Origin of the sequence: Corallococcus sp. RDP092CA, assembly GCF_041903675.1 — a bacterium.
Lineage (GTDB): Bacteria > Myxococcota > Myxococcia > Myxococcales > Myxococcaceae > Corallococcus.
The window spans coordinates 1-12081 of the sequence record NZ_JAYESI010000015.1 but is presented as its reverse complement, the minus strand read 5'-3'; the positions used below and the strand labels follow the sequence as shown (position 1 = coordinate 12081).

9 protein-coding genes are annotated in these 12081 nt (G+C 70.6%); 4 read left to right on the top strand and 5 right to left on the bottom strand.

The features are described 5' to 3' along the window. Nucleotides 1–9 precede the first annotated feature (9 nt). Nucleotides 10–636, top strand: coding sequence for a DUF47 domain-containing protein (locus U8525_RS17615; protein WP_374267138.1), 627 nt, complete (start codon nucleotides 10–12; stop codon nucleotides 634–636). A gap of 1 nt (nucleotide 637) precedes the next feature. Then, nucleotides 638–1663: an anion permease gene (locus U8525_RS17610; protein ID WP_374267136.1), complete on the top strand. Its 1026-nt coding sequence runs from the start codon at nucleotides 638–640 to the stop codon at nucleotides 1661–1663. A 48-nt stretch (nucleotides 1664–1711) separates the two neighbouring features. Here U8525_RS17610 and U8525_RS17605 read toward each other — a convergent pair whose 3' ends face one another. Then, the gene (locus U8525_RS17605) at nucleotides 1712–3409 is read right to left on the bottom strand and encodes a hypothetical protein (protein ID WP_374267134.1); all 1698 of its coding nucleotides are present in this window, start codon (nucleotides 3407–3409) and stop codon (nucleotides 1712–1714) included. A 315-nt stretch (nucleotides 3410–3724) separates the two neighbouring features. On the opposite strand from U8525_RS17605, the gene U8525_RS17600 reads away from it, so the two are divergent. After that, nucleotides 3725–5140, top strand: a complete 1416-nt coding sequence (locus tag U8525_RS17600) for a radical SAM protein (protein ID WP_374267132.1) — start codon at nucleotides 3725–3727, stop codon at nucleotides 5138–5140. On the opposite strand, the gene U8525_RS17595 is transcribed toward U8525_RS17600, so the two are convergent. From U8525_RS17595 to U8525_RS17580, 4 genes are all read right to left on the bottom strand, one after another. Next, entirely contained in the window at nucleotides 5118–5948 is an 831-nt protein-coding gene (locus tag U8525_RS17595; RefSeq protein WP_374267130.1) for an acyl-CoA desaturase, read from the bottom strand. The genes U8525_RS17600 and U8525_RS17595 overlap by 23 nt on opposite strands. A 100-nt stretch (nucleotides 5949–6048) precedes the next feature. Next, the gene (locus U8525_RS17590; RefSeq protein WP_374267128.1) at nucleotides 6049–10326 is read right to left on the bottom strand and encodes an AAA family ATPase; all 4278 of its coding nucleotides are present in this window, start codon (nucleotides 10324–10326) and stop codon (nucleotides 6049–6051) included. Between the two features lie 18 nt (nucleotides 10327–10344). Further along, entirely contained in the window at nucleotides 10345–10746 is a 402-nt protein-coding gene (locus U8525_RS17585) for a hypothetical protein (RefSeq protein ID WP_374267126.1), read from the bottom strand. Nucleotides 10747–10863: 117 nt separating this feature from the next. Continuing rightward, complete coding sequence (locus tag U8525_RS17580; RefSeq protein WP_374267125.1) at nucleotides 10864–11415, bottom strand: molybdenum cofactor carrier protein; 552 nt, start codon at nucleotides 11413–11415, stop codon at nucleotides 10864–10866. A 241-nt stretch (nucleotides 11416–11656) separates the two neighbouring features. On the opposite strand from U8525_RS17580, the gene U8525_RS17575 reads away from it, so the two are divergent. Then, nucleotides 11657–11962, top strand: coding sequence for a hypothetical protein (locus U8525_RS17575; RefSeq protein ID WP_374267123.1), 306 nt, complete (start codon nucleotides 11657–11659; stop codon nucleotides 11960–11962). The last annotated feature ends 119 nt before the right edge of the window (nucleotides 11963–12081 follow it).

The window sequence follows — 12081 nt, the reverse complement described above, 5'->3', positions numbered from 1 at the left end:
GAGATCCCCATGCTCGAAAAGCTGATGCCGAAGTCGGACGAGTTCTTCGACGACTTCGACGCGCAATGCGCGAGGACCGTCCAGGGAGCAAAGCTGCTGCACGAGCTCTTGAGCGACTACCGGGACGTGCCCGCGCGCGTCCAGGCCCTCAAGGACGTGGAGCACCAGGGCGACGAGGTCACCCACGCCGCCTTCAACCGGCTCCACCAGCAGTTCATCACCCCGTTCGACCGGGGGCAGATCCACACGCTGCTGTCGCGCATCGACGACGTGCTGGACCTGACCAACGCGGCGGCGGCGCGCCTCTTGTATTATGAGATCGACTCCAGCCGGGCGGACGCCACGGAGCTGGCGCGGCTGCTGGTGCTGTCCACGCAGAAGGTGCAGGAGGTCGTGGCGGCGCTGCGCCTCATCAAGAAGCCGGAGCAGATCCTCGCGGGCTGCAAGGAGATCAAGCACCTGGAGACCCAGGCGGACGAGGTGCTGCGCGCGGGCATGGGCCGGCTGTTCAAGAGCGGCGTGGACACCCTGACCATCATCAAGTGGAAGGAGATCTACGACCTCATCGAGACGGCCACGGACAAGTGCCAGGGCGTGGCCAACGTCATCGAAGGCGTCGTGCTGGAGCACTCCTGAGATGCTGCTCGCAGCGGTCGTCACCATCGTCGTCGTCGCGCTCGTCTTCGATTTCATCAACGGCTTCCACGACGCGGCGAACTCCATCGCCACCGTGGTGTCCACGCGCGTGCTGTCGCCGAACCTGGCCGTGGCCTGGGCCGCGTTCTTCAACTTCGTCGCCGCCTTCGCGGGCGGCGTGCACGTGGCCAACACCATGGGCAAGGGCATCATCAACTTCGACATGCTCCGCGCCGCCGGCCCCACCGCGGTGCTGATGGTCATCTTCTCGTCGCTGATGGGCGCCATCGTCTGGAACCTGCTCACCTGGTGGTGGGGGCTGCCCTCGTCGTCGTCGCACGCGCTGGCGGGCGGGATGATTGGCGCCACCCTGCCCGTGCTGGGCCTGCCGGGGCTGGTGGGCAGCGGCATCGCGCGCATCGCGGCCTTCATCGTGCTGTCGCCGCTCATCGGCATGGTGCTGGGCGTGGGGATGATGCTGGCCAGCACCTGGTCGGTGCACCGTCAGACGCCGCTGCGCGTGGACACCTGGTTCCGCCGGCTGCAGTTGGTGTCGTCCGCCATCTTCTCCTTCAGCCACGGCACCAACGACGCGCAGAAGGTCATGGGCATCATCGCGGTGGTGCTCTTCGGCACCATCTGGCGCGACCGGCCGTTCCACATCGACTGGTGGATGATCATCGCCTGCCACGCCGCCATCGCGATGGGCACCTTCTTCGGCGGCTGGCGCATCATCCGCACCATGGGCCACAGCCTCACGAAGCTGGCGCCCATTGGCGGCTTCAGCGCGGAGACGGGCGGCGGCGTCACCATCATCGCGCTGGCGGAGCTGGGCATCCCCGTCTCCACCACGCACACCATCACCGGCGCCATCGTCGGCGTGGGCTCCACGCGCGGCTGGCGCGCCGTGAAGTGGGGCACCGCCGGCCGCATCATCTGGGCGTGGGTGTTCACCATCCCCGCCGCCGCGCTGGTGTCCGTCATCGTCTACGGGCTCACGCTCGCGGTGGTGCGGCTGGTGGGCTGAAGCCGGGCGGGCCCCGCCTCGAACAGGCGGGCCCGCCCCTGCCCCCGGCTACTCCGGGCTGTTGAGCGCGTTGACCACGGACGGCGCCCCGCCCAGCGCCGGGGGCACCCAGGGCACCACCTTGCGGTTGCGCCACTGGACCAGCTTCAGCGACGGGTCATCCAGCGGCACGTCGAAGGTGAAGGAGATGCGCGTGGGGCCCTCCGCGTCCGCCTCCTCGATGCGCGCCTTCATGCCGCCCACGTCGAACTCCTGGCCCTGCTTCACCGGCCAGTTCTTGCCGCGGTAGATGCGCTCCTCGAGGATGTTGAGGTAGTGCTGCCCCTTGGGCAGGGACAGCTCCAGCGAGTTGGGGCCGGTGCGCGTCACGTGCTGCTCGCCCGACTTGTAGGACAGCACCCACCAGTTCCTCGGCAGCGGCATGCCCGTGGACCACCACTGCACGGAGCCGTAGATGCCCACGGTGCCGTTGGGGGCGTTGAGCACCACCACCCGCTGCTCGGGCAGCTGCTTCAAGTCGAAGGCCTCCGTGTAGCGGTCGTGCACGCGCTTGAACATCGCGTCCACCTCCGAATAGAGGGTCGCGGTCTGCCACCAGACGTAGGGCGCGCCCGCGATGTGGATGACGGCCATCACCGCCGCGCCCGCCAGCACCGCGCCCGCGCGCGGCTTGAGCGCGCGGCCCCGCCACGCGGCGCGGAGGATGACCGCCAGCGCCACCGCCATGCCCAGGCTGGGCACGATGAGCGTGCGCGCGCCGGCCAGCGGCGAGCTGCCCAGCCACGTGGACGCGAGCGAGCCCACCAGCAGCCACTTCAGCGTCTTGCGCTCCGCCGGCTCCACCTGCGGCCACACGCCCCACAAGAGCAGCGCGAAGAACACCAGGCCCACCAGGCCCAGCACCTGGAAGGTCCCCACGTAGGACGGATCCAGGATGTAGTCGTTGGGCGCGCTGAGCGTCAGGCCCGCGATGGCCGCTGGCACGCGCTCGAACATCGCCAGGAACCACTGCACCGGCGCGCCGGCGAGGTCCAGGTGCGTGTCCTGCCGGGCCGCGCCGTAGCCCAGGACCTTGTACATCGTCAGGAAGGCGGCCATCAGCGCGCTGAACGGGATGAGCGCCTTGAGCCGCTCGGACGGCTTGCCCGGGCCCGCGAAGGCCTCGTAGGCGAGCACGTAGGGGATCATGATCAGCGTCGTCTCCGCGCTCGCCAGGCCCAGCGCGAAGGCGATGAGCGAACCGGCCAGGGCGCCCTTGCGCTGGCGCTCGCGCCACTCGATGTGGAGCCAGAAGCCCAGCACCGCGAAGAGCATGGACACCAGCAGCACGCGGTAGGACAGCCAGCCCACCGCGGCGCCGTGCGAGCCGTTGACGGCGAAGAGCACCAGCGCCAGCCCCGCGATGCCCGTGGGGAGGATGCGGCGGAACAGCACGGCCACCAGCGCCACCAGCCCCACGTACCAGAGCAGTGAGTGCACGTGGTAGGCGACGGCGACGCGGTTGTAGAGCAGGTGATCCAGCCCGAAGAGCGCGCTGCCCAGGGGCCGGAAGAAGGCCAGCTTCACGCCCGGCTCCACGAACCACGGGAAGATGCCGGCGTGGGCCATCTGGGCCGTGTGCTCCGGGATGCCCGTGGCCGTGCGGTACACGTCGAAGTGGGTGTTCGCCAGCGGCGCCGGCTGCGGCAGGTTGTCCCAGACGCCCAGCCAGACGTAGTCGTCGAACATCCAGCCGGTGTTCAACATCGTCAGGCTCAGGAGCGCCGCGGCCGCGACTGAAATCCAGAAATAACGTCTAAACGGCCAACCCGGGGCGGCTGGCGGAGGGGAGGTATCCATGTTTCAAAGATCTATCAGCCCCGCCCCCACACGAGATAGGTCCTCCCGGGTCGTCCGCTGACACCGGAAGCACGCGGAGTGCGGCGCGCGCGACGGAGATCCTTTGCCAGCGCCCGGACTCCGGGTGATCCTCGAAGGACGAAGGGGGACGCGGTCCGGCAGGTGAGAACACGAACGCGCGCGCCGTCTCATCCGCTCCGCGCCGCCGCCGGGCCCGCACGCATGCGCATCGCCATCATCGCCACGTACACCCATCCGACCCGCCTGCGCATCAAGGAGCCCTCCATCATGCAGTCCTCCGTGCCGGAGCTCATCGCGGGCCTGTGTCCGGAGCACGCGCACGTGGAGATCTTCAACGAGAAGGAGGCGGACATCCCGCTGGACCGGCACTGGGACCTGGTCTTCTTCTCGTACCTGCACTCGTACTACGAGCACACGAAGGTCCTCTCCACCCTCTTCCGCCAGCGCGGCATGACGACGGTTGCGGGCGGCCGACACGCGAGCCACTTCCCCGACGACGCAGCGAGGTACTTCGACGCGGTCATCACCGGGGAGCCGGAGCCCAACGTGCCCGCGCTCATCGCGGACTTCGAGAAGGGGGCGCTGAAGCCCCGCTACAGCCTGCCGTCGCAGGGCGCCGCCGCCATCCGGCCATACCGCTACGAGCTCATCGACTTCACGCACAACAAGGTGCGGCTGCCGGGCATCGAGGCGTCGCGCGGCTGTCCCTTCACGTGCAACTTCTGCGTGCTCACCGGCCACGAGCGCTACCGCTTCCGCCCCATCCCGGAGGTCATCGACGAGATCCAGACGCGCATGCGCTGGAACCCGAACTTCCTGGGGTTGATGGAGGACGCGTTCATCTTCCTGGACAACAACCTGGGTGGCTCTCCCAAGTACCTGCGCGCGCTGTGCGAAGCGCTCATCCCCCTGAAGAAGACCTGGGGCTGCGCCCTCACCTTCAACGTGCTCAAGGACGAGGCGCTGGTGAAGCTGATGGCGAAGGCGGGCTGCCGCTACGTCTACACCGGCCTGGAGTCGCTCAACCCGGACTCGCTCAAGGCGATGAACAAGGGCCAGAACAAGCTGTCGGAGGTGGACGCCGTCATCCGCCGCGTCTTCTCCTCCGGCATCCTCCTGTCCTTCGGGCTCATCGTGGGCTCGGACGGCGACACCAACGAGTACCTGCACCGGCTGCCGGAGTACCTGGCGGACCTGAAGTACTTCTCCGTCACCTTCCTGGGCATCGTGTGCCCCTACCCGGAGACGCCCTTCTTCCGCGAGCTGAAGGCGCAAGACAGGCTGCTGCCCGGCACCACCAGCCGCGACTACGACGGCTACACGCTGTGCCACCGGCCCAAGCACCTGCACGCGTCGGAGGTGGTGGAGCACTTCCAGCGGCTGTGCCGCACGCTGGGGAGCCTGCCCAACATCGCCCGGCACTACGCGTCCAAGCTGATGATGAGCGACCTGCCCCGCTACAAGCAGACCATCCTCTTCTCCGGGCCGGAGATCGTCAGCATCCGCAACCCGGTGAAGAACCCGGCGCGCCGCTACATCGCCGGGCTGGATGCGCTCGAGGCGTGGGACGCGGAGCGGATGCTCGCGCTGGGGCTCACGCCGCAGGTCCTGACCTGAGCCGGGACGGCAGGCGCACGTCCCACGCCAGCCCCAGGGCCTGGAGCGCGCGGATGAAGAGCCAGCCCGGGTCCCACTGCCACCACACCCACCCGTGGCGCGCGGACGCAGGGAAGGCGTGGTGGTTGTTGTGCCAGCCCTCGCCCAGCGCCAGCACGCTCACCCACCACACGTTGCGGCTGAGGTCGCGCGTGTCGTGGACGCGCTGCCCGAACGCCGCGTGGCACACGGAGTTCACCGCGTAGGTGCTCTGCATCCAGCACACCACCGGCAGGAAGAAGTACGCGGGCACCGTGCGCCAGCCGAACGTCAGCCCCACGAAGAGCACCGCCAGCACCTGCGGCGCGATGCGGTAGCGCAGGAGCCAGTGGTAGTACCGGTCATGCGCCAGGTCGCGGCACCAGGTGCGCCAGCCGTCCTCGTCGGTGGAGGCCTCGTTGAGGATCCACCCCATGTGGGCGTACCAGAAGCCGCGCACCGGCGAGTGCACGTCCCCGTCCGCGTCCGCCTTCGCGTGGTGCAGCCGGTGGTTGGCGGCCCACAGCAGCGGGCTGCCCTGCGCGGTGAGCATGGCCACCGTCACCAGCGCGTACTCCACCCAGCGGGGGCACGCGAAGGCGCGGTGGCACAGGAGCCGGTGCAGCCCCACCGTCGTGCCCAGGCCAATGGACACGTACACGGCCAGCGCCACCGGCAGCGCGTGCGGCGGCCAGGGCAGGAAGAACGCCAGCGCGGCCAGCGCGTGCACCACGACCATGTAACCGACGATGACGGGACTGAGCTGGAAGCGGAGCGGTGCGGTGTTCATGGGCCCGGAGCGGAGTCGACGAGGAGGCAGGCAGTCTAGGAGCCCCGCCTGACGGGACAAGGAATGCACCCCGTGCGCCCCGCGTCACATCACGCGCGCGTCACGGGCCGGGGGGCGGCACGAGCGCCGCGGCGGGCGGGGCCTGGAGGGCGGACTCGAAGCGGTCCATGCGCCGCAGCTCCGCGCGGGCCTCCACCTCCGTGAAGATGTCTCGCGCGCGGGCGAGGAAGGCCTCGCGACGGTGCGGCAGGGCCACCGCCGCGTCGAAGTAGGCCACGCCCGTCTCCCAGCGGTTGGGGCTCTTCTCCAGGACGGCGATGGCCTCCAGGAACACCGGCTCCGCGGCCCTCGGGCCCTTGCGCAGCGCCAGCGAGCGCGCCGTCACCCGCAGCGCCGGGCCCTTCAGGTACGGGTAGAGCCGGGCGATGACGCGCGCCTTGATGCAGGACAGCCGGACGATCCTGAGCAGCTTCCGGCGCGGCACCACCGTGGCGCCCGCCTCCAGCGCGAAGAGGGCCGCCTCCGCCGCGTCCACCAGGCCCACCTGGAGGAAGGGCACCATCACCTGGTAGCTCCAGATGCTCTTGAAGCAGCGCACCGCGACGAGCGCCGCCTCCTCCACCTGGTGCTCGCGCACCGTGACGTTGGCCAGGTGGTTGAGGCTGGCGCACTGGTTGGCCAGGTCCGCCACCTCCTCGCTGATGCGCAGGCCCTGCTCCAGCTCCGCGCACAGCTCGCCCACGTCGCCCTCGCCCAGCAGGTAGCGGCACATGGGCGCCCACGAGTGCGCCCAGCCCTGGTGCATCAGCGCGTTGAGCTCCACGCCGATGGCGCCCATCTGCTCGTAGAGCGCCACCGCGGCGCGGAAGCGCGAGTGGAGGAACTCGCCCGTGGCCTGCATCATCAGGGACGTCTGGCGCTCCCAGCGCTCGCCCACCTGGCGCAGCGTGGAGACGGCCTGCTCCTGGAACTCCCGCGCGCGCTGGAGCTCGTTGGCGAAGAAGGCCTGGATGCCCAGGCGGCTGAGCGCGAGCCCCTCCGCCACGGGGTCCTTGGAGCGGCGCGCGTACTCCAGCGCCTTCTCGCAGTGGTAGCGCGCGCGCTTGAGCAGGCCCGCGCCGAACAGCAGCGTGCCGTAGTAGCCGCGCGCCAGGCTCATGGCGTAGTCGTTGCGCGAGCGCTCCGCCATGTTGGTGGACACCAGCGTCGCCCAGGTGAGCTTGGTGATGTCCGCGAAGTAGTAGATGCGGATGAGCGAGTTGAGCGTGGAGAGCTGCTGGAGGTAGTTGCCCAGCCGCGCCGCCGGCAGCGGCCGCAGGATGAACGGCAGCAGCGACGCGAGCCCCCGCAGCAGCAGGTTCGCCAGCGTGCGCAGGCCCAGCGCGGGCAGGCTCCCCGGCAGGCTGCGGCCGCGCAGCACCAGCGACTTCTCCAGGTGCTGCGTGGCGAGCGCGGACTCGCCCTTCTCCTGGTGCGCGCGGCCCAGGCCCAGGTGCAGCTCCGCCTGGCGGGGGACCTCCTCCTCGTCCACCAGGCACTGCTCGAACATCAGGATGGCGTTGGCGTAGTGGCCCGCCTGGAGCAGCGTCTCCGCCAGCTCCTGCATCACCCGGCGCGTCTGGAGCAGCGTCACCTCCGGGTCCACCGGGACGACGGTGCCCAGCAGCTCCAGGCCGCGGTTGTAGTGGTAGAGCGCGTCGTCGTTCGCGTACTGCGCCCGCGCGCTGCGCGCCGCCATCAGCGTGTACTCCAGGCCCTTGTCCTCCACGTTGCCCGCGAGGAAGTGGAAGGCGAGCAGACCCGCGGAGCCCGCCAGGTTGTCGCTGGCGCGGGCCTCCAGGTAGCGCGCGAGCCGGCGGTGCAGGTCCTCGCGCGCCGACACCAGCAGCGTGTTGTAGGCCACGTCGCGGATGACGATGTGCTTGAAGATGCAGGTGTACGGCTCCTCCGCCTCCAGCAGGATGAGGCCCAGGCGCTGGAGCGTGTCCATGGCCTCGCGCAGGACCCGGTGGCCCAGGGTCGGCACCAGCGCCGCCACGCCGTCCAGCGTGAAGATGCGCCCGATGACGGACGCCACCTTCACCACCAGCTTCTCCGTCTCGCTGAGCAGGTCGATGCGCGACAGCACCACGTCCTGGATGGAGTCCGGGAGGATGAGGTCCTGGAGGCCGCGCTTCAGCTCCATCCGCTGGGAGCCGGGCTCCACCGGCCCCAGGTAGCCCTGCTCCGCCAGGCCCTCCACGATGGACTCGATGAAGAACGGGTTGCCCTGCACCTTCGCGAGCAGCCGGTCCTCCAGCGCCGCGTCCGGCGGCGACAGGCGCAGGTGCACGCGCAGGAGCGCCCGCGTGTCCGCGTCGTCCAGGCTCACCAGCTCCACCGGGCGGAACTCCGGCAGCTCGCGCAGCCCCCGGAGCTGGTCGCCCGGGCGCATCGTCGCCAGCACCATGATGCGGTGCGAGCCCACGCGCCCCGCCAGGAACTGGAGCAGGTCCAGGGAGATGTAGTCCGCCCAGTGCAGGTCCTCGAAGAAGAGCAGCAGCGGCTGCGCGCGGCTGAGCTTCTCCAGGAGCTGGAAGACGATCTGGAACACCTTCTGCTGCTTGCGCCGCGCGTCCATGCCCGCCGTGGCGGGCCGCTCCTCCAGGGACACGCCGAGGATGCCCGCGACCACGGGGATCCACTCCGGCCCCACGTCCTCCAGGCCGTCCAGCCCCTGGCGCAGGCGCGCGAGCTGCGCCTCGGTGTCATCCGAGTCGAGCAGCCCGAACGCCTGGAGCAGCACCTCCTTCCAGGGGAAGAAGGGGGTGAAGGCCTCGTAGGAGTAGCAGACGCCGTACAGCGCCCGCGCGCCGCGCTCCTCCGCGTCCTCCAGCACGCGCGCGCCCAGGCGCGACTTGCCGATGCCCGCCTCGCCGGACACCACGCACACTCGGCCCTGGCCGTCGAAGACCGCGCCGAGCGACTCGCGCAGCATGTCGAGCTCGCGGCCGCGGCCGATGATGTCGCCCCGGCCCTTGATGAAGAGGCTGCGGCGCGTCTCGCCCAGCAGGCGGTACACCGGCACCGAGCGCGAGACGCCCTTGAGCTTCGCGTCCTCCACGAACTCGGTGGCGAAGCCGCCCTGCTGCGAGCGCGCCTGGGTGTTGGAGCACAGGTGCACGCCGTCCTGGCGCCCGCCGTGCGCCATCAGGCGCGCGGCGATGTTCACCACCTCGCCCAGGGCCGAGTACCCCTTGCGCGTGGGCGAGCCCATGTCCCCGCAGTAGGCGTGGCCGGTGGCGATGCCGATCTGCAGCTCGTCCAGGAAGGGGAACTGCTCGCGGGCCTTGAGCAGCTTGCAGGCCAGCCGGCACGCCAGCACCTCCTTGTTCTGCTGGGCGGTGGGCGCGCCGAACAGGACGTAGAGCACGTTGCCCTTGTCCGTGAAGTCCGTCATCAGCAGCACGCCGCCGTGGTGGGCGCTCTCGCGCTGGACGTACTCGTAATAGGTGTTGAGGTCGCGGGAGAAGGCCTCGGGATCCGCCTCCGCGCGCGCGTGGGTGAAGCGCACGAAGAAGCAGGTGACGTCGCGGAAGTCCCCCGCGAACTCCTGGTGCGCGGTGGTGATCTTCGTGAACAGCACCGGGTGCAGCAGCAGCGCGCACCGGCCCACCAGCTCCGCTCCGCCCGTGGGCGCGGGCAGCGGGCGCTTCACGGACACCACCGGCGCGTCCGCCGCCAGCCGGTGGGTGCCGCCCTCGCGGGGCTCGCCCCTGCGCGCGGCCTCCGGCAGCGCCGCCCAGGCGCGGGGGCTCAGGACGACCTCCGACACCGCGGCCTGCTTCTCCGCGGCCACCGCCTGCGCCAGGGGCTCTCCCACCAGCGCCGGGTGCATCCACAGGCCGGTGGCCCCCATCACGATGCGGGTGGCCTCGCCGAACCCGATGCCGATGCGCGACGACACGCCGAAGCGCTGGCCCAGCAGCTCCAGCCGGGCGAAGCGCGCGAGCCTGCGCTGCACGTGCAGCGCGCACACCGCCGCGCGCTGGACGACGTCCGCGTCCGCCTCCTCGGGCGCGGCCTCGAAGCACGCGAGGATGGAGTCTCCGGCGAACTGGTAGATGTCCCCGCCGTGGTCGCGGACCACGTCGATCATCTCCGTGTAGTAGTTCGTCAGCAGGCGCTGGAGCGAGTCGATGCCGCGCGGCCCCGCGCCGCTCAGCCCCACCACGATGGGCGTGAAGCCCGCGATGTCCAGCAGCAGGATGGCGCCCCGCACGCCCTCCGCCCGCGGCAGCGCGTCCGCCTCCTGGGTCCCGAGCCGCGCGAGGATGGCCGCCGGCATGTAGGGCGCCAGCATCGCGACGACGGGATCGATGGGCTTCAGGGAGGACATCCTCGGGGGGCTTTCCGCTCAGGCCAGGGTGGCGAAGCGCAGGTAGAGGGCGCCCAGGCACATGGCGCCGTAGAGGGGGATCTCCGCCGTCTCCGGCCAGGGCTGCTGCTTCCTCACCGCGCCCCAGATGTGCACCGCCGTCATGATGCCGCCGATGAGGCCGATGAGCTCGAAGATGACCAGGTGGCGCTTGGGGTCCGGGATGAACTGCACCACCGCGATGATGACCGACAGCGCCACGCCGCCCAGGCAGCGCGCGAAGTAGACCGTCAGGTCGTTGTTGCCCGTGGGCAGCTCCCACCCGAACCAGCGCGCCCAGCGCAGCGGCATGAACAGCAACGGCAGTGCGTAGACGACCAGGAAGACCGAGGTGGAGACCGCGAGGAACCAGCTGGCCAGCGGATAGTCGGGGTTGATCATGATGGCGGACGTGGCTGGGGCCGGGCGTGCTCCCGCCGGGCGCGGCACCCCTGCCCCACACCCTTCATCCTAGAATCTTTTCACACCCCGTGGGGCGCCTTCGCCCCGCGCCCCACCCTACCTGGGCCCGCCCGCCACCTCACGCGTGGCGGCGAGGAGGAACTCGGCCACGCGCTCCAGGGAGGTGGTGCGCTCGGCCTCCGCCGGGAAGCGCCGGAAGACCTCCTGGGGGCCGTGAAGGATCAGCGGCTTGCCATAGCGCAGCGCCAGGACGGCCTCCGCGGCGGTGCCGGCCTCACCGGGCAGCGCCACCAGCGCATGCGGCGTCAGCACGTTGATGTGGTTGCGGCTCATGGGGTCCGTGCCCTGCTCCCCGCTGAGCGGCAGGTGCGTGTAGATGGGGATCTCGATGTCCGTGTTCGGATAGCCGGGCCGGGGCTGGTAGCGGCCATCCGGCCCCACGGTGCCGGGGATGATGCCGATGGCCGCGCCCCGCCGCCCCTCCACCTGCACGAAGGCCCCCGCCGCGGCGCTCATGACGCCGCCGCCCGCGCCGGTGAGCAGGTCGAACCCGGCCTCGGCGATCCACCGCGCCAGGGGGACGACCCACTCCTCGTGCGTCGCCCTGCCGGAGCCGAACACTCCGATGATGCGGCGGTATCTGCGCATGACTGCGTCCTCCCTGAAAGACCGGAACTACGCGACCCCTGTTCCATGCGAATCGCCGGCCAATGCGGCAAGGGATCACGAACCGGCGTGCGTCCCGGCTCCCGTCCACCCGTGGAAGGTGCGTGGCGCGAGCGTCCGACAGCCGTCGCTTGCCTCCGCCCGGGGCGCCAGGCGGGGCGGCACGACCCGTGATGTCGGACCCCTCCTCTACCTTCATCGTGACCAAGCAAGGAGGCCGCCCATGTTCGACGCCTGTGGAGGTTGTGAGCGCCGTGGCACCGCCGGAGAGGTGTTCGACTGGTGCGCGCGCTGCGAGTTGTCCCTGTGCCCCGGCTGCCTCCAGCGCGGCTGCTGCGGCAGCGTGCCCGCGGCCTCCGGGCGGGGCGCACCGCGAGAGCTGCCCGACCCGCCCGCCCCCGAGCGCGAGGCCCTGCCGGAGGACTTCGGGGGCCGCTGCTGCACGCGCGCCCGCGCCCAGCCGTGCTCGTGCGCCTTCCACTGGGTCTGCACGCGCCACGGCGACCTGCACGTCGGGACCCACGACTGAGATGCCGTGAGTCTCAGTCAACCGTTTGCGCATGGGGAGGGGTTCGGGGAGGGGGCTGTCGGCAGCAGCGGGGTGAAGGGCTTGCGACGCTTGGCGACGGAGTAGACGGCGGCCAGCAG